Below are 17,370 nucleotides of genomic sequence, written 5' to 3'. Positions count from 1 at the left end.
CGGCGGCTGCCGTACTAACCCACCGATTCACGGCAACTGGGGCGCCCTCGGTCGACCGTGCCCAGATCTCGGCGCAGCACCCGCCCGATGGAATGACACACTCACATCGGATCCGCAAGCATGGTTGTTCCCCGGCTATCGTCTCAACTACTTCGGGTAACCACGAGTCTCGGGTCCTCTGTGCCTCAAGTCGGTGTTGACGAGGCGGTCCGGCCGCGCGGCTCCCGGCCGGACCGTGGTTAGTACGGCAGCCGCCGTTTGGGATCATGGCTGGAGTTCGAGGTTGAGTCGGCGTGTGTAGTGGGCTCGGCGGGCTCGGGCTTGATGCCGGCGTCTCCATCCTGACCAGTGCAAACGGTGGGCGAGGTCGGTGATCGGGCGGATGATGCAGGCGTTGATCAGTCGGCGGATCTCGTTGACGGTCAGCTTGATCAAGCCGTGGTCGGTGGAAGCGTCGGTCGCGGCGTCGGCGGCGCAGATCGCCAGGACGGCGAGTGCGGCCAGGGCGAGGGTGGTGAACCGGTGCCAGGAGTCCCAGCGGCGGACCTGGTGCTGGTCCAGGCCGACCTGGCCCTTGGCGGCCTGGAAGCTCTCCTCGACGGTCCAGCGGATGCCCGCGACCCGCACGAGCTGAGCGAGAGTGGCCGGCTTCGGGGTCCAGCAGCGGTAGAAGGCCAGCTCACCGGTGGTCGTGTTCTTTCGAATCAGGAGGCTGTGCCGTCCGCCGTCGTCCGGGTCGGCGTCGGTGCACACGTCGTCGAGCCAGGCCCAGTCGTAGAAGCGTGGGCCCTTGGATCCGGCCCCGGCCGAGCGGCGTTGCCATGCGGTGGCGGGCAGGTCGGCGGCCACCCGGTCGGCGCGGACGCGGGTCTTGCCGCCGTCGAGCGGCACCAGATGACTGCGGGACACCGCGAGGACATAGCCGAGTCCGCGTTCGCGCAGCAAGGCACGAAACACGCTGCTGTTGCCGTATGCCTCGTCCGCGGCGGCCCACCCCGCCGGGACACCGGCATCAAGGGCTGCGGTGATCATGTCGGCGGCCAGCTCGCACCGGGTCGCGAACCCGACCTCGTCGGGCACCCCCGCGGCGGCGCAGCGGTCACGGTCGTCGGTCCACGACACCGGCAGATACACCCGTCGATCGATCAGAGTGTGCCCGTGCCGGCTTGCGTAGGCGAGGAACACCCCGACCTGGCTGTTCTCGATCCGCCCGGCCGTGCCCGTGTACTGCCGCTGCACCCCGACGGTGTGGCTGCCCTTCTTCAGGTCTCCCGTCTCGTCCGGAACCAGGACCGCGTCCGGGTCACCGAACCGGCCCGCGACCAGAGCCCGCAGGTCATCACGAACGGCGTCGGCGTCCCACACCGCCCGGTACAACAACCGCTGCATCGCGTCCGGCCGGACGTGCCCGGCCTGCTCCGCCAACTGCCAACATGTCTTGACTTCAAGGTCAGATAGCAGACCAGAGACGAACTCTCCCGCCGCCCGCCGCGGCTCCACCCGCCCGAACCGGCCCGCGAAGCAGCCGAGCACCCCGGCCATGACCCGCTCCCACGCGGCGGGGTCTACGCTGTGGCCTGCGGCCACCGCCAGATCTGAAGTTATGTCCACAACGTACAGACGATCACGCGGTGGCCGCCTCGCGTCCACCCCACCTCAACAGCAAGATCTCAAACGGCGGCTGCCGTATTAGTCCTCGTCGTTCTTCAGCCGGAGGGCGTCCCTGACCTTGTCGTTGCGAAGCGGCACGTACGCGCCTTCGACGAACCGGCCGCCCTCGAAGATCTTCATGAACGCGGCCGAGGTCTCGTCGCTGAGTAGCGAAGAGTTGGCCTCGAGCATTCGGTTGACGGTGTCCGTGAGGTCAGCGGCGGAGAGCTTCGCTAGTGCGATTCGCAGTTCCCGGGGCGCCTCGGCGTCCTCGACGCGAGCGTGGGACAGCGCTCGGATCTGGTCCGCGATGAAAGCCGCGGCAATCATGATCATCGCGATCCGCCGCTGCGCTTCCTCGCTACCCATGCCTGCCCGGAGGTCCTCCAGCGCCAGTTCCACCTGCTGCGGAAAGCCCGTCTCGGCGTCATCATCCAGGGCCGGCTGCCTGTCGGCCTCACCGCTCAGTTTCGACTTCATGCCGTTGATCCAGCCCTTGATGTGCGGCGCGGCCTTGACCGTGAGGACGGTGCCACCGACCGCGACGGCACCGGCCGCGAAGCCGATCACTAGGTGCTTAAGTTTGGCCCCCTTGAGCAGGTTCGCGATCTCCTCGTCGGCCGACAGCAGGTCGGCTCGTCCGAGGTTTCCGGCGGCATCGAAGGTGTTCGTACTGAAGGCGCCGATGTTTCTGGCCGACGCCGCGAGGTCGTGGCCCGCGTCGACGATGACCCGATAGAAGTCAGGCATATCTCTTCACGCGCCGCACTCTACTGACTCTTTGGCCGACCGAGATGTCGCCTCGCAGCGTGATCCGGTGCATGCTGCGCCGCGGCAGCGGGCAACGGCGAACGCAGCGCGGCATGCGTGTGAACGAGGCGTCGCCGATCACGTCGTTGTCATCACGGCCAGTCTCTGCTGGCCGCATCGGCGCGCCACTCGCACGGCTGCGCAGACTGTCGTAGCGACATTCGAGGGCTCCGCGCAGAGCATCCGCTCATCGGCCGAATCCGCTACCCGAGGAAACGGCTGGCCCAGCAACACCCGTTACGCAACGTCACCGACTCGGACCGCTGCCAGGTCAGGCGGCGAGTCGCCGGACGTAGACCGAACTCGGCGCCGATGTGCGCTTGCAGCCCTACCTACCTCTGCACTCGGACCTGTACGCCGACAGTTGTCCAAGCGACGTGATCGCCGGTGCCGTCACCGAGCTGCTGGTCGGGCGGCTGTCCACCGTGGTCACTCTGACCAGCCAGTACCCCGACATAAGCGGCCCGCCTACCCTGGGGATTCACCCAGTGGCGCACCGACGGCGATCATGAACGGGACGGGATCTTGGGCGCCTGCGCTGCTGGAGTCGCCGTTGGTGTGAATCTCGTAGTGCAGGTGTGGGCCTGAGCTGTGGCCGGTGGAGCCGACGAGGCCGATGGGTTGGCCGACGGTGACGGGCTGGCCTGGTTGGACCAGGGGCGGCTTGTCCATGTGGCAGTACCGGGTCATGAATCCTTGATCGTGTTGGATGTCGACATACCAGCCGCATCCGATGGTGTGGTGGGGGTTTCCGTCGCGGTGGCAGCCCCAGTCGCTGCCGTCGCGGCGGTCGATGGCGTTGCAGCGGACGCGGGTGACGGTTCCGGTGGAGGCGGAGCGGATGATGGTGCCGCGTGGGGCGGCGAGGTCGACGCCGTCGTGTCCGGGGCGTGCGGCGGTCCGGAATCCGGATCCCACTGGGGCGTGGATCGGTTGGGTCCACGGTCCGGTGACGTGACAGCCTTCGGCGGCTGGTGATCCGTCGGGGTGCGGGTTGGTGCCGGTGATGGTGGTGACCAGCAGGGTGGCGTCGGGTTCCCATTTCGCGTACGCGTCGGGGTAGGCCGAGATTTGGACGCGTTGGGCGGCTTCGGTCAGCGGCATGGTCTGCCAATCGGGGATGGTCAGGAGTGTGGCGTAGAACGTGGCGGCGGCGTAGGCGGGGTCGAGGAGTTGCGGTGGGGCGCCCCATCCTTGGCTGGGGCGTTGTTGGAACAGGCCGACGCTGTCGCGGTCGCCGTCGGGGAGGTTGCGCAGGCTGGATTCCTGCATGGCGGTGGCGACGGCGATGACCCAGCCGCGCGCGGGTACGCCGTCGCGTACGCCGACGGCGGTGATGGTGGCGGCGTTGCCGACCTGGTCGCGGTCCCAGCGGCCGACGGTCGGCCACCCGCCGGCGGGGGCTGGCGGTAGGGAGGTGGCGGGGTCGGGCGCGCAGCCGATGGCGGGGGCGCCGACCAGGATGCTGGTACCGGCGAGACAGGTGAAGATCACCGCGAGGCTGACGGCGAGCAGGATGGTGGCGAGGCGGCGGCTCATCCTCGCGCCTCGGGCGTGCGGTCGCGGGTAGAGGCGGTTGCTGGCGTGATCATGGGGTCCTCCAGGTATGGGGGCGGCCATCGTTGACGTTCGCCGCCCTGTTCGGTGCGGTATTCGTGCTTTGTGGTGCTTGTGGCTGCTGGTTGTGGGCACAAAAAATGGCCGCATCTGCGGCACGGTCGAGTGCGGGGCTTACAGCGGCGGTGAGGTCAGTAGCGGTTCGGGCAGGGATTGGGGCCCTGGCGTCGGGGAGACGGTGCGTGATGTCACGTGCCCGTCGTTCCCGACGCCAGGGCTTATCGGTGGTCGGTCAGCAGACGAGATCCGCCCGGCATGTGCACAACTGGCGGCGGATGCCAGCAGAGAACCCGGCTCACCGACGTGAGTGTGGGCGGCTTACCGAGGCGGCGGGGTCGGTCACGGTGAGGCCGGTTGGGTATCGGTGGCCGGCTGGGGTGGTGGTTCGTGGTGTCCGGTGGCGGTGGGGAGTGCGGCGAGGCGTCGTGCGGGCGGGTCGGGGTGATCGAGGATGCCGAGTTGTCCGGCGCGGCGGATGGCTTGGACGGAACGCACGTCGAAGTGGTGTCGTCGGGCGAGATCCTTGAGGTCAGTGTGGCCGGCTTTCAGGTCAGCCCAGACGGCTTGCCAGCGTTGGTAGGGCTCGGGGTTGACGGGGATGCGGCGCATGAGGGTGACCGGCCAGTCGTCGGCGGCTGCCGTGTCGCCGTCGGTGTCGTCGGGTCGCGACACGGTCGGGTCGTCGGGTGTGGCGGGCGGTTCGTGTCGCGGCACGTTCTCGCTCGGCGCGTCGTCGAGCCCATCGGCCGGTTCCGCGGTCCTGGGCTTGGTGGGGGCCGGAGGGTGTCGGTCGGGTGGGGTGTCGTGTCGTGGGGCGTGTTCGAGGATGCCGGAGAGCATCTTGATCGCGGCGATGAGCGCGATGGCGGGCCAGCCGGCGATGATCCGCGCGATCAGGTCGTCCTGGGCGACGAGGATGTTCGCGCCGAGGCTGGCGATGCCGCCGGCGACGAGCGCGGTCCAGGTGACCCAGGTGGAGGGGCGGCCGGCGCGTCGGTCGGACAGGATGGTCAGGGTCGCCACGATTTCGACGCCGTCCACGGTCAGTGGGAAGGCGTGGGCTCGCCAGCCGGTTTCGCCTCGGGACTCGGCGAGTTCCCGGAGATGGTCGTAGCTGACGGCGCCGGCGATGCCGGCCAGTCCGAGGGTGGTGAGGGTGGCGGCGGCGGTGATCGTCAGGTCGGCTGGTGACCGTCGTGGTGTGTCGTGGCGGGCGCGTAGCCGCAGGACGATGTCGGTGAGGGTGAGTGCGACCGCGACGGCGATGCCGGCGGCGAGGAGACGCCCGTCCATCAGCGGCACCCCCACCGATGGTGCGGTCCGCCACCGGGGTCGCGGCCCTTGTCGGGTGTCGCGACATCGGCGGGACCGGTGGTGTGGTGTCGGGTGGGACCGGCGGTCGGTTCGTGGGTGGTGCGGGTCGAGGGCATCAGAGGTTGCGCCTTCCACTCAAGACGTGCGGTGCCGGCGCTGGGGCGCCGGCACCGCATGGGGGTGATTCCGGCGCCCAGGGGGAGCACCTGTCGGTGCGTCACCCGGGGGTCAGGAACAGACCGCGGGAAGTCAGTCGGTGGTGGGGTCGTAGTCGCCGTGGTGGACCGGTGTGATGTCCACGGCGCGGATGTCGGCGGTGTAGGCGTGGGCGACGTCGAGGTGGTCGAGGTCGGCGGTGACCATGTCGACGGCGATGGGGATGGCCTCGCGATGGTCGAGGGCCTTCACCGTGACGACCAGCGGCACCACCCACACCACCCGGTACCTGTACTGCTGCTGGTCGGGGTGGGTGGGGGGCTGGTCGAGGACGCGTAGCCGCAGCTGCCACGGTTCGGTGGGGTGCACGACCGCATCGAGGCTGCGCAGGTCGACGCGCAGGAGGTGCTGCGCCGAGGCGACGGCGTCGTCGGTCGTGGCCGCGTCGACATCGACGGCCAAAGGGGTGTGGACGGTCGCCTCGAAGTGGGTGCGCAGGGGCGGCGGCATGGTCAGGTAGTGCAGGGCGGTGTTGGCCTCGGCGACGGACAGGGCGCCGGTGTTGACCGCCCAGATGATCCAGCGTCGGACGAGGCCGACGAACTGCTGATACCGGTATTCCAGAGCGCCGTTGCTGTCGCGCAGGGTGTCATCGGCTTGGGTGAGCGCGCCGCGCAGCGTGGTGATCAGGTCGGTGTCGGCGCGGCGCAGGAGCGCCACCTGCTGGGCGATGAGGTCTGCGGTGGCGTGCAGGACAGTGTCGTCCGGCATGGCGCCGCGGCTTTGCTGGAATCCGGCGTGCAGCAGGTCGGTGATCTGTTCGGCGGTCCACGGCGTCTGCTCGGGCAGGGCACCACTGCTGGTGTCGGTGGGGTTGGGATGGTCTTTCATGAAGGGTCCTTTCGGTGGCCGCGCGGAAGCGGCGCGGGCGGGTGTCGGTCTGTCGGGCGCGGCCGAGTTCGATCAGGCGCAGGCAGGTGCGCAGGACGCCGCCGTGGGCGCGGTCGAGGGCCCGGCCGATGTCGGCGGGTATGGGGTCCAGATCGGGGTGGGCGAGCTGCGCGTCGACGGCGGCGCGCAGCTGGCGAGCGGCGAGGCGAGGGCGACGCGACACACGGGGCTGGGTGCGGCCGGTCACCGGAACGCTTCCGTGAACCGGTGGTGCAGTTCTGGCGCGGCATCCCTTCGGTGAAGGGGACGGGTGCGGCGGGCGAGGTCGGTAGCAGGCCCTGCCCGCCGCTTCCGTAAGGTCAGTCAGGGCTGAGGCAGGTCCACGCGCAGCGCAGACGGACGAGGCGGGCACCGGTGAGTGACCAGCCGGAATTCGTCCGTCACACCGGCGAAGTCAGACGGGCCGTTGCGGTCGGCTTCACGGGAACTGCCGTCTTCCGCGTGTTCGACTGCCCGGTCGAGCAGATCCCGGCGGTAGCCGGGTCACCATGAGCCAGGGGCTTCATGCGAATGCGGCGAGCCTGGCGCGGAGGAATCCGCCGTCCGGCCCACAGTGGCGGCATTCCGCGATACGTCATCGAGCAGGCATCAGGCCGACAGGGTTTGTGGTCGCGAACATCGTGGTACGCCGGTACCTCTGCCTGGACTGTGGGCAGGTTTGCGGTCAGCGGTGCCGGCGTGAGGCCAGATCGTGGATCTCGCCGCGAAGTAGCCTGATCCCGTCGGCGGCGGCGGCCTCGACGGTGTCGAACGATGCCGCGCGGGCACCGCCTTCGGTGTAGGAGGGGAAGCCGACTCCGGTGACCCGGTTGTGCACGGTCACGTGCCAGCCGGAGGTGTCGGTGGGTGGGTGCAGGTAGGTTGTCGCGTCGATGACTCCGCCGGGCGCGTCGATGGCGATCGCGTACGGGGCGCAGGCTGTTCCCTGATGGGTTCTGGCGGTCCAGCCCTCGGGCAGCATCTTGTGGACCCGGGGCAGGTTGTCGGTGACCTGGCGGGCGGAGGCGGCGATGCGGCGTGTCGTCTCGGCGGCACGGTCCCGTGACGCATGGTCGGCGTAGCTGACCCACTGGCCGGTCGGCTCGTGCAGGACGAGCCAGATGCGGCAGGTGTCGCACCACGGCCGACCGTCCCGCACACCGCCGGGTGTGGCGCAGGTGCCGCAAACGGGTCGGGTCACGGTCTCCTTCCTTCCTGACCGCGTGGCTGGTCGGTGATGGTGGGCGGGGCTGCCCTCAGGGCGGGCAGCCGGGCGTGCAGCCAGTCCGCGATGAGGTCGCCGACGTCGCGGACGAGGTCGCGACAGGGGTCCGGCATGGCGGTGCCGAGTTCCGGATATCGTGCGGCGACTGCCCGGACCATGGCGCCGGCGGCGGCCGACGCGGCGGCGGACAGCCGGGCACGCCGCGCCTCGACCTCGTCGATGGTGGCGATGACCAGCGCGCAGACTTCCGCGGTGGTGGTGTGTTCGGGTACGCGGACGCACCACCAGCTGTCCTGGTCGTCGGGACCGATGGTGAACTCGCTGGTGTCCGCGACGGGCCGGCGGCGACCGGGTGCGTCGAACCAGCCCGGCCCGGCGGTCACTGACCATCGGGTGTCGCCGAGGCGGTCGGTGTAGCGGCTGCCTGTGTAGAGGGTGGCGGTGTTGCCGCCGCTGTGCGCGACCAGAGCCGGACGGCCCTGCTCGGCCAGGTGGGCGACGACGGAGTCCAGGTCGATCAGGTGGGGGCGCCGGCCGGCGTTGAAGGCGTCCCGCAGGTCGTCGACGAGGAGTTCGTCGACGGGTGCGGGCAGCCCAGGGCGGTGGCGGCGGGCGTACGTCCACAGGTCGTCGTCGCTGGGCGAAGACGTGTCGTTGCGGCGGCTGGCCTCGCCCCACGCCGTGGTGAGGTCGAGCAGTTCCTGCCAGTCGTGGGAGGTGTCCACCGTGTTCCTTCCAGGTTGACGTCGAAGGTGTGGCGTGGGCGTGGGGTATTGATTCCGGCGCGCACCTGACGGGGTGCCCGGGGATGCGGCGCAGCCGCTCCCGGGCACATCAGGCAGATCGCGGCTCAGGTCGGCTGCTCACGCCGGGGGCGGGTCGGTGACCTGCCAGCTCCACCCGTCGAGGAGGTAGTAGCCGTCGGCGTCGGCCGTGATGATGCTGGTCGACTCCGCCGGCGTGCCGGCCCGCTCGGTCTGGCGGACGGTGCCGTCGACCAGGCGGATGCGGGTGGTGCCGGCCGCCTCGCCGACCCGCGCCGCGTGCGCGTCGCAGTCGGCCGCGATCCGGGCGACCGTGTCGGCGGTGAACCGGGCGATCGGCCAGCCCTGCGGGCCGGTCAGGTCGGCCACGAGCGCCGGGTACGGGCCGCCGACCCCAGGCAGCACCACCCACCCCGGCTCCCACGTCGTGGCAACATCCCGGCCCCGTCCGGGGTGGCGGGTGGGTGGGGTGTGGTGCGCGACGACGTCAGCGGCGTCGCACACCAGGCGGATGCGGGGCTCGTCGCGCAGCGCCTGGTGGCAGCCGGCGGACAGCCCGGAGGTGACCGGACCCGGCACGGCCATGGCCGGTCGGCCCAGGGCCAGCGCCCGCCCGATGATGCCGTGGCCCCTGCCGGGGGCCGCTTCGACGAGGACCGCGCCGCAGGTGAGGGCGGCCAGCCAGGTGTGGTTGAGCAGGGTTCGGGTGCGGCTGGGGTCGCTGCTCGGCGGCCAGACGCTGATCAGGTCGAGCCGGTCGAACAGCGGCCGGTTGCCGACGGGGTGCAGCCGGTCGAGCCCGCAGGCGGGCATCGCGACGGCGGCGTGGGGTCGGCTCGTGAGGGCGCCGCGCAGCGCGGCGGCGTCGATGCCGTAGCCGCCGGCGTTGAGAACGGTCCAGTCCTGCTCGGCGAGCCCGTGGCCGAGTTCAGTCGCGACGTGCTGGCCGTAGGCGGTGGCGGCGCGGGAGCCGACGACGGCGACCGCATGGCGCAGCAGGTCGGGTAGGGGCCGTTCGGCGCGCACCCACAGGCACAGCGGCGGCGCGGGCAGATCAACGGCGCCGGCGGTGTGACCTGCGGTGGCAAGGTCGTGCAATCCGGTGGGCCATTCCGCGTCCTGCGGCGTCACGATCCGCGCGCCGATTCGTGCCGTGTCGGCGACGACCGCCTCGGCGATCCGACGTCCGTCGACGGTGGACAGATGCCCGACGGGAGCCGGCATCGCGGCGGCGGGCAGGTCGCGGGTGAGCAGGCGCCGCAGGACGGTCAGCGGGCCCTCGTGGTGGACCAGGGTGTGGATGTGACGGTTGCCCGGCGTGGTCAGGTGGGCCAGCACGGCGCGGGCGATCCTCGGGTCAGTGTCGGTGGGCATGATGGTCTCCTTGGTGCAGGGTGAGAGGTGCGGTGATGGGGCCCGCGTCGGGCAGCGGCCGGCCGTCGAGGTCGGCGAGGGTGAAGGCCAGACGCACGGGCGGTCGGGGCCATGCGCAAGCGCCTGCCGGCCGGGTTGGTGTGGACCAGGTCGCCGCGCACGTTCCCTGGCAGGCTGACTGGGTGTTTTCCAACGGCCACGGTGCGGGCGACGGACCCGTCATCCCGTCCCTCCGCGACGACTCTCCACACATTGCCGTCAGCTGCGGGACAGGCGCGGGTTAGAGCGTGCTCGCCGAGCTGGTCGCCGTGCAGGCGCTCGCCCGGGGCGGACCGCGTCGCCATCCTTGACCGGAAGGGCTTACACCGTTGGGCGCTCGGAATGGCCAGGTCGACTATTCACGCGGCCGGCGCAGATGCATGAGGCCCTGGTTCGCGATGTTCTCGCCAACGAGCGCAACCAACTCGCACTGCACGAGCCGGAAGACTGGGATCTCGGTCCCCGCAGGCTGGTCATCGCCGAGGAGTTGACGGCCCCCATCGGGCAGTTGGTCAACGTCTGGACGGACGTACGCGGCAAGGGTGACCCGAAGCGATCCCCTTGCCGTGTCGGCTCTGGCCAACCTGCCTGGGGACATCCCACGTCAGCGGCCTATCAGGCGGTGCCGGGGGACTTCCTGACGCTGCGGCAGGCTGACGAGGCGGGAGTCACCCCGTGGAAGCTCGACGCAGCCGAGAAACGGCTGCAGGGCAGCGTAGGCAACGTCCCCACCCCGAGAGGTAAGGACGGGAACGCCGACCTGTACGCGCGCAGCGCTCCTCGTGCCTTGGCGCGGTAGACAGTAGTCGGATAGGTGGGCAGGGAAGCCTGCACCTGATGGCGCAGGCTTCCGCTCACACTGATCGACGGACGACGGCCAGACCGCAGGTAGCGAGAACTCCCACCGCAACGAGCCCGATGCGAAGCCACGGCACGTCCTCGGTCTTTTTGATCCCGATCGATAGGGAGAGACCAACGCAGCCCGCGAGGACCAGGCAGATGAGAGCGGTTATCGTCCGGTATGTTGCGCTGTTCTCAGACCACCAGGCCCATGCGCCGAACACTGCGGGCACGAACAACAGGAGACTGAGCCCGAGCAGCGGGATGGCGATCCTCCACCGCTTCCATGCGCTCATCGCTGTTGGCCTCCCTCAGGACGCTCTTCGTCCTCTGTGTCGTCCTCGTCCGGCACCGTCAGGTCGTCACCCGCATCGCGAAGCAACCGAGCCTGCCGGTCGTGCTCGGCTCGTTCCTGCGGCGACATCGTGTCACGGCGGGCCATAGCCTCCTCGAACGAGGCATGCAGCGCCGTGCCGTACCACGAGATGGAGGCAGCGGTTCGAAGGTCCGCATCGCCGCTGAGGACGGTGCGAGCGAGTGAGCCGAGAGGATCGTCGGGCCCTCGGGTGCGTGCCAGCTTGGCGAGCACGGCACGCGCAAGGGGTTCCTGGGTGATGTCGTCGTTCATCGGTCCACCAGGGCCGGGTGCTGGTAGGGCTCCAGATCGGGCAGCGAGGCCACTTCCATGCCGGCTTTCACCATCTCGATCGAGGCGGCTATGCCCTTGAAAACCATCTCGGCGTTGCCGAAGAAGCTGGAGATCTCGTCATACAGGTCGTATGCCTGCCAGGCGTAGTAGCCGGCCACGCTGTAGCCGATAACGGCACCGACGCCAGTCTTGATCGTGGCAGTGCCGACAGCCGCAGCAGCGTTGATGACGATCAGCACGTCGATGAGCTTGCTGATCAGTCCGGTGACCACAGAGTAGAGTTGCTTAGCCGCTTCGGCTGCCTTGCTGTACAGGTCCGCGTACTGGTCACAGACGGGATGAAGGGCACGGGCCGCCAGGCCGACAGACAGCTGATACTCCTGCTCAGCCTCCGCCGCGTTGCCGCGCCACACGGTCGATACGTCCGCCGCGCCGGTAATCAAGTTGCGTCCGATGTCATCCATCGAGTTGCCGATTATTCGCCATGCAGCGGCGCAGTGAACGTAGGAGTTCCAGTCACCACTGAAGGCTTTTCCCCAGCTCTCGAACGGGTCTTTGCCGAACAACCAGACGCTGACCTGCCGCACCCAGGCGGCGGGGCTGAGCAGGTCAGACATCGGGTTGATCTGGAACATCTCGACGCCAGTGATGTAACTGGGAGGCACCAGCCGCGCTGTCGGCTCGACCACGTCGGCAAAAGGTGACCGGACAGCCGCAGGCCACAGGTCCGGCCGGGTCGGTCCAGCTAGCGTGCCGCGAAGACGGGAAGGGTCACTGGCACCGGGGTAGGTTCGGTCCAGATCGGCGGCCACGTCTGCGTCAGACGTCACGTACTCACCCTGAGCCAGATTCACTTGCGTCGCGGCGCTCTGCAGGAGTTTCTTGAGCCGCTCCAGACCTTCGCTCATCCGACGGTAGGCCGTTTGATGAGGGCCGGCGAGCATGAAGATCAGACCCTCTTGGTCGAAGGTCAGGTCGCAGTGCCGGGTCATGTAGTGCAACCCCTCGGCGGCATCCTGCGACGCACGGTGCAGCACGTTGTACACGCCATCCATGCCGTTGACGTCCACGTAGAAGCCGCTCACTTATCGCGCCTCCACGCCTGGCGGCTCGGACTGCGCCTCGTCGAGCCTCCGGGTTGCAGCGGTCACCCGCGCGATGATCTGTTCCCCGCTCACGAACCCTCCCTGATCCTGATCGCCGGTGGTGATCGACCCGCAGCAGCCTACGCAACAGAGCGGATGCGGCGCAGTACCGCAAGTGACCGCACGGGAGTGAAAGGCCCGACATCCTCGCGAACAGTGACACGGAGAGGGGATCGGGCCCGGACGACCAGACAGGGTCGCGTCCATCGGCAGCAAGGAGCAGATCTCAGTGCACACCCCCACGGGTCTGGCCCATTCGGACGGATGCGTGCCTGCCGCCGCGGGCGGCACTGCCCTCGGATGGCTGCCTTGTCGAGGGACAGGGAATACCGGCTCCACCGCCGGCAGACGGCGGTGTGCGTCGCGGTGCTACCAGCCGCCGCAGGTCGGCGGTCTCAGACAGGAGCAGTTCTGGGCGGGACATGCGACACGCCACCCGGGACGGGTGGCGCCAGATGACACTCGACCACCGGCTCGACGGGCGCCGCCAGTCACAGGTGGTGGGTTGCGGTGACGAGCCGGCTCAGCACGTCGGGGATGGCGCCGGCCAGGAGTTGTGGCGTGAGCGCGTCGTGGACCGTGATCGGCTGGGGGTGTTCGTCCCGGATGCGTTTGGTCTCGTAGCAGCGGCCGTCGGTGTCGATGGCGACGACGATGCGTACCTCGGCGTCGGCCATCGCCGGCACGGTGTTGATGTCGCCGTAGGTGTAGTCGGCGTACGGCGTGTACTGGAAGCCTTCGAACACCAGCGCGTACCCGACGAACGTGCGGTGCGTGGCGTCGAGCCAGTCCTTCAGCTCGGGTGCGTTCTCGGGGATGCAGATGAAGTCGGCGAGTAGGTTCAACACGCCGGCGAGGCCGGAGTTCGAGCCGGGATCCAGGTCGAGGGCGAACGGTGAGGGCTCCACCTCGATCAGGTGCAGCGGGGAGCCGGTGACCAGGTGGCGGTGGAACAGGGCGAGAAGCACCGGTGGGGCGTCCCAGCCGAGATTCTCGGCTTTCTCCTCGATCCCGGTGATGACCTGGGGCAGCGCGAGGGTGATCTGCGGGGACAGCATGTCCATGCTCCTAACGAGTGCGGGATGTGTGCACGACCTGCCGGCATGCGGACGGGCACGTGTGCCCGTTGCCGGCCGGGCCGGCGCGGAATGGGATGCCGACGGGGTGGATGAGGAAGCAGCCCCGGCGGCGGTGGCCGGTCAGACGGGCTGCGCCACGACGGCGAGCCCAGGCTCGGCGGCCTCGGCGAGGTCAGCGTCGTCTGGGGTGAGGTCGCGCAGGATCGTCTTGGCCACCCGCAGCACGGTCTGCGCGCAGTCACGGATCAGGGTGAGGTCGCCGTCGGCCCAGCCGAGCACGTACGCGTCGGAATAGGCTTGGGTGTCGAGGCCGAGCGCCCGGCACAGCAGGTGGGCGACGCTCTCGGCTTCGGTCTCACGTCGGCCGCGGTGCAGCAGTTCCTGCCGGTCGAGGTCGTCAAGGTGCCCGCACCGGATGTGGGCCAACTCGTGCAGGCTGGTCTTGATGCGCTGTGCGCCGCTGACGTCGTCACGCACCCGCACCATCTGCACACCGGTCCCCTTGACGGTGACCCCGTTCGCGCGGCCCAGGTGGGCGCTGCCCGCAGGCACGAGGGCGAAGTCGTAGCCGGCCTGTCTGATCAGTCCGACGACGTCGTCGTAGGCGCCGGTGGGGTCATCGCCGGTGAGCAGCTGCGCGGTCTTCCCGCCGGCGGCCTTCACCTGGCGGCGGCGCCGCACGGTGGGCACCTCAAAGGGTTCACCGTCGGTCTGGCTGATGTCGAAGGTGCTGGTGGGCCGGAATCCGACGACCTGGATCGCGGGGCGGCCGTCCGGGTCGCGTCGAACGGTGCGGCCGGCGGCCTCCCAGTCGCGGGCCTGCTCCTCGGTGGGGCGGCGGGTGACCGGCGCCCAGATGAGGAACCCGGTCTCGCCCTCGCGGACGTGCCGGTTGAGGGCCTTCCAACCTGAGGTGCCTTTCCTGTTGCCGTAGGGCAGGAAGTAGCGGGGCTCGATGTTCCGCTCGGCGGCTTGGAGCATGAGCAGGAACTGGTTGTGCAGGCTGTAGCGGGCGCCGAACACGGCCGCTTCCTCGATGAAGGTGACCCACTCGGTGGGGTCGGCGGCGAGGCGCGCCAGCCGGGCGTCGAACTCGGCTTTGCTCCGTTCGAGGAACGCGTCGCGTTCCTCGGCTGTCATGGCCATGGTGGCCCTCCTGTCTCCGCCACGTGGCGGCGGACAGGCTGGGGCCGCAGCCCCAGCCGGCCCGTAGGCACGAGGTGGGACTGCAGCCCGGGTGTTGCGGGAACGCGGACGGAGGTGCGCGTCAGCTCCGGGTCGGTGCGGGAAGAGTCGCGGCCAGCGCGGCGGTCTTGGGTGCGGTGCGGAACATCGAGACCGCGTTGGGGGCGATGTCCGCGACGCCGTCGGCGCGTTCGGTGGCGGTGAAGGGGAGCTTGGCGTGGGGGCCGACGCGGAACGCGGGCAGGCTGTAGTGGGTACGGGCAACGACGGTGCCGTCGGCGGCGGTGTACTGGTCGAAGGAGGTGAGGTCGAGTCCGTCGATGGGTGTCTCGCGGTTGCCGGTGCAGACGATGACGAGGTCGTAGGTGCGCCCGCCGATCAGTGCGGCGTCGGGTAGCGCGATGGGACGCGCCCGGCGGCTGATCACGGTGAGTCGTTGGACGCCGCGGCGGTCCGGCTGTAGGTAGCGGCCGGTGGCCTGGTATCTGCCGCGGATGTCGGTCTGCCACTGCTCGCAGGTTGTCGGCAGGTCCTCGGCGTACCAGTCGATGCGGTCGACCTGGTCGAGGGCGGCGGCGGCCATGAACGGTTGCGGGGCGAGGCCCAGGCACGACTCGACGGCGCACTTGGCGGAGTCACCGCCGCCGACGACCGCGACGCGACGCAGTCCGCGCAGCGGCCACATGCCGGCCATCCGCTGCATGAACTGCCGGAAGGTGAGCACGGTGGTGCCGTTGGCGCCGTCGGGGATCGGGTCGCCCACGCCGCGGGCGTCGATGACCCGGCCCGCCAGAATCGGGGCCTTGCCCTCGATCTCAATCTTGGCACCGGTGCCGGCGGCGCTGACGGATGAGACGGTGGCGTTGGTGACCACGTCGGCGAACTGGGCCAGCGCGAGGCGGATCACGAACGCCATGTCCGTGTTCGGCTGATATTCGATCATGGACAGGTCTGCTGCCTGGATCGGTGCGCCCGGCAGGTAGTTCAGGCTCGCCCCCTGGTCGCCGGCGGGTCCGGCGCCTCCGGCGCGGTTGCGGGAGTTGAGCCAGAACGTCGGCCGTGCGGTCAGCGCGAACGTGCCGCCGACGCGCTGGTGGCGTTCCAGCACCAGCGGCTTCGGGTAGCCGGCGAGGACGCGGACCGCCGCGTAGGTGGCGGCGTGGAATCCGCTGCCGATGATGACCTCACGGCCGGTGCTGCCGCCGCTGATGATGTCGTGTTGGCGCTGGTCGTCGGACCAGTAGGTGTCCAGGACCTGGTCGGCGAACTCGCGGCCGTAGGGGTCCAGGGCGATCCCGGTGAGTTGCGCCTGCGTCTGGCTGGGGAACTCGGACTGGCGTTGCATGATCGTCCGCATTCCCTCGGCGGCGGCCGGCCGTAGAGAGACGGCGGCGAGCAGGGCCTGGATCTGCGTGGATGGCTCGATCATGGGGCTCCGTGTCCTTTCGTGCGGAGTCCAGGCATCGCGCCGGGCCGTGCACCCACCCCGGGTGGCCCCCGGGGGTTTGCGGCACACGGCCGGCACGATCCCCGGAAGGGGTCAAACTGGGATGGGTTCCTGGGCTGGCCGTGACCAGCCCCTGGTGGGTCGATCGCTGACGTGGTCGGCGTGGACCGTCAGCCGGTCGCCGCCTCAGCGCGGGGCGGATGCCCTCCGGCGGCGGTGGCCGGGCATCCGCCGTTGGCAGCGGTGAGGCCGCCGTGGTGGTTATTGGGCGATCACGACCTCGTCGTCGAGGACGGCGAACCAGGGGATGGCCGTGGCCCGGCGCAGCCGGGTCAGCCAGTCGTCGATGGCCTCGATCGGGCCGTCGGGATCGGGCAGCGGATACCGGTCGGTGAAGTCCGGGGCGTCCTCGGCGAGGCTGCCCGTGTCGGCGAGCGTGCGGGCGAAGATCCGGATCGCTTCCCGCTTCACCGCCTCAACGCTGCTGCCGACGATCAGGATCGGCGCGTCGTCCCAGTCGATCAGCCCGTACACGTCCCCGCCGACACCCGCACCGGAACGCGCCCGACGGCGGCAGATGACCAGTCGGCGGGTCTTCATCGGACCGGCCCGCCGTCGGTGGTGCCGGGCTTGGTGGCGGGATGGAACACCGTCGTGAGCCCGCGACCGGTCTGCTTTGCCGCGCGCAGGGCGCGGTCGGCGTGCACGAGCGCTAGCCGCCGTGCGGCCTCCTGGTGGGGCGTGAGGGACGCGACGCCGGCGCAGGCGGTGACGGTGACCGTGACGGGCTGCCCGGTGAGATGAATGTCGGTCGGTTCGGCGACGGCAGCGACCAGCCGCGCGGCGAGACCGGCGGCGTCGGCGCGGTCGTCGATGACTGCCGCGAACTCGTCGCGGCGCAGACGGAACACCTGTGCGCCGGCGGCCTGCACGGCGTGGTGGAGCCGACCGGCGGTCAGGACGAGCAGTTGGTCGAACGCGCGGTCGCCGAAGCGGGCCACGAACGTCCGGGTGCCGTCCAGGTTGATCAAGATCATTGCGACGGGTCGTCCGGCGACGGCCAGGGCGGCGTGCAAGCCCGCCCGGTTACCGAGGCCGGTCAGGTCGTCGTGGTGGGCGCTGTGCAGGGCGGCGGCGACGGCCGCC

Annotated in this window: 18 protein-coding genes; 2 read left to right on the top strand and 16 right to left on the bottom strand. The window is 69.9% G+C overall.

Annotated features, from left to right (window positions below):
• Positions 1–264: 264 nt before the first annotated feature.
• The 5 genes from O7597_RS00090 to O7597_RS00070 all read right to left on the bottom strand — a co-directional run bounded on the left by O7597_RS00090 (position 265) and on the right by O7597_RS00070 (position 6,438).
• The gene (locus O7597_RS00090; RefSeq protein ID WP_281580117.1) at positions 265–1,542 is read right to left on the bottom strand and encodes an IS701 family transposase; all 1,278 of its coding nucleotides are present in this window, start codon (positions 1,540–1,542) and stop codon (positions 265–267) included.
• 147 nt (positions 1,543–1,689) lie between these two features.
• Complete coding sequence (locus O7597_RS00085; RefSeq protein WP_281581660.1) at positions 1,690–2,400, bottom strand: hypothetical protein; 711 nt, start codon at positions 2,398–2,400, stop codon at positions 1,690–1,692.
• A 528-nt stretch (positions 2,401–2,928) separates the two neighbouring features.
• Positions 2,929–3,999, bottom strand: coding sequence for a M23 family metallopeptidase (locus tag O7597_RS00080; RefSeq protein ID WP_281581659.1), 1,071 nt, complete (start codon positions 3,997–3,999; stop codon positions 2,929–2,931).
• A gap of 417 nt (positions 4,000–4,416) precedes the next feature.
• Entirely contained in the window at positions 4,417–5,370 is a 954-nt protein-coding gene (locus O7597_RS00075) for a DUF2637 domain-containing protein (RefSeq protein WP_281581658.1), read from the bottom strand.
• Positions 5,371–5,640: 270 nt separating this feature from the next.
• Positions 5,641–6,438, bottom strand: coding sequence for a hypothetical protein (locus O7597_RS00070; RefSeq protein ID WP_281581657.1), 798 nt, complete (start codon positions 6,436–6,438; stop codon positions 5,641–5,643).
• Here O7597_RS00070 and O7597_RS00065 point away from each other — a divergent pair.
• Complete coding sequence (locus O7597_RS00065; protein ID WP_281581656.1) at positions 6,437–6,739, top strand: hypothetical protein; 303 nt, start codon at positions 6,437–6,439, stop codon at positions 6,737–6,739. The two genes, O7597_RS00070 and O7597_RS00065, sit on opposite strands and share 2 nt — an antisense overlap.
• A gap of 423 nt (positions 6,740–7,162) precedes the next feature.
• Here the strand turns inward: O7597_RS00065 and O7597_RS00060 are convergent, their stop codons facing one another.
• The 3 genes from O7597_RS00060 to O7597_RS00050 all read right to left on the bottom strand — a co-directional run bounded on the left by O7597_RS00060 (position 7,163) and on the right by O7597_RS00050 (position 9,840).
• Complete coding sequence (locus O7597_RS00060; protein WP_281581655.1) at positions 7,163–7,678, bottom strand: hypothetical protein; 516 nt, start codon at positions 7,676–7,678, stop codon at positions 7,163–7,165.
• Entirely contained in the window at positions 7,675–8,427 is a 753-nt protein-coding gene (locus tag O7597_RS00055) for a hypothetical protein (RefSeq protein ID WP_281581654.1), read from the bottom strand. Before O7597_RS00055 ends, O7597_RS00060 begins: the two co-directional genes overlap by 4 nt.
• Before the next feature lie 138 nt (positions 8,428–8,565).
• Positions 8,566–9,840, bottom strand: a complete 1,275-nt coding sequence (locus O7597_RS00050; protein WP_281581653.1) for a DNA-processing protein DprA — start codon at positions 9,838–9,840, stop codon at positions 8,566–8,568.
• Between the two features lie 415 nt (positions 9,841–10,255).
• Between O7597_RS00050 and O7597_RS00045 the strand changes: the two genes are divergently transcribed.
• Positions 10,256–10,678: a hypothetical protein gene (locus O7597_RS00045; RefSeq protein ID WP_281581652.1), complete on the top strand. Its 423-nt coding sequence runs from the start codon at positions 10,256–10,258 to the stop codon at positions 10,676–10,678.
• A gap of 55 nt (positions 10,679–10,733) precedes the next feature.
• On the opposite strand, the gene O7597_RS00040 is transcribed toward O7597_RS00045, so the two are convergent.
• The 8 genes from O7597_RS00040 to O7597_RS00005 all read right to left on the bottom strand — a co-directional run bounded on the left by O7597_RS00040 (position 10,734) and on the right by O7597_RS00005 (position 17,300).
• Positions 10,734–11,015, bottom strand: coding sequence for a hypothetical protein (locus tag O7597_RS00040; protein ID WP_281581651.1), 282 nt, complete (start codon positions 11,013–11,015; stop codon positions 10,734–10,736).
• Positions 11,012–11,347, bottom strand: coding sequence for a hypothetical protein (locus O7597_RS00035; RefSeq protein WP_281581650.1), 336 nt, complete (start codon positions 11,345–11,347; stop codon positions 11,012–11,014). Before O7597_RS00035 ends, O7597_RS00040 begins: the two co-directional genes overlap by 4 nt.
• Entirely contained in the window at positions 11,344–12,453 is a 1,110-nt protein-coding gene (locus O7597_RS00030; protein ID WP_281581649.1) for a hypothetical protein, read from the bottom strand. The genes O7597_RS00035 and O7597_RS00030 overlap by 4 nt, the downstream gene beginning before the upstream one ends.
• Positions 12,454–13,004: 551 nt before the next feature.
• Positions 13,005–13,571, bottom strand: a complete 567-nt coding sequence (locus tag O7597_RS00025; protein ID WP_281581648.1) for a hypothetical protein — start codon at positions 13,569–13,571, stop codon at positions 13,005–13,007.
• A 141-nt stretch (positions 13,572–13,712) separates the two neighbouring features.
• Positions 13,713–14,738, bottom strand: a complete 1,026-nt coding sequence (locus O7597_RS00020; protein ID WP_281581647.1) for an ArdC family protein — start codon at positions 14,736–14,738, stop codon at positions 13,713–13,715.
• Positions 14,739–14,859: 121 nt separating this feature from the next.
• Positions 14,860–16,206 carry a hypothetical protein gene (locus tag O7597_RS00015; RefSeq protein WP_281581646.1) on the bottom strand — a complete coding sequence of 449 codons (1,347 nt, stop codon included), beginning with the start codon at positions 16,204–16,206 and terminating at the stop codon, positions 14,860–14,862.
• A gap of 279 nt (positions 16,207–16,485) precedes the next feature.
• Positions 16,486–16,824, bottom strand: coding sequence for a hypothetical protein (locus O7597_RS00010; protein ID WP_281581645.1), 339 nt, complete (start codon positions 16,822–16,824; stop codon positions 16,486–16,488).
• On the bottom strand, positions 16,821–17,300 hold the full coding sequence (locus tag O7597_RS00005) for a diguanylate cyclase (protein WP_281583347.1): 480 nt from the start codon (positions 17,298–17,300) through the stop codon (positions 16,821–16,823). The genes O7597_RS00010 and O7597_RS00005 overlap by 4 nt, the downstream gene beginning before the upstream one ends.
• Positions 17,301–17,370: the final 70 nt, after the last annotated feature.

Origin of the sequence: Verrucosispora sp. WMMC514 (assembly GCF_027497295.1) — a bacterium.
In the GTDB taxonomy this organism is placed as follows: domain Bacteria; phylum Actinomycetota; class Actinomycetes; order Mycobacteriales; family Micromonosporaceae; genus Micromonospora; species Micromonospora palythoicola.
Note: the sequence above shows the minus strand (reverse complement) of the source record. Positions and strands in the feature narration are given on the sequence as shown.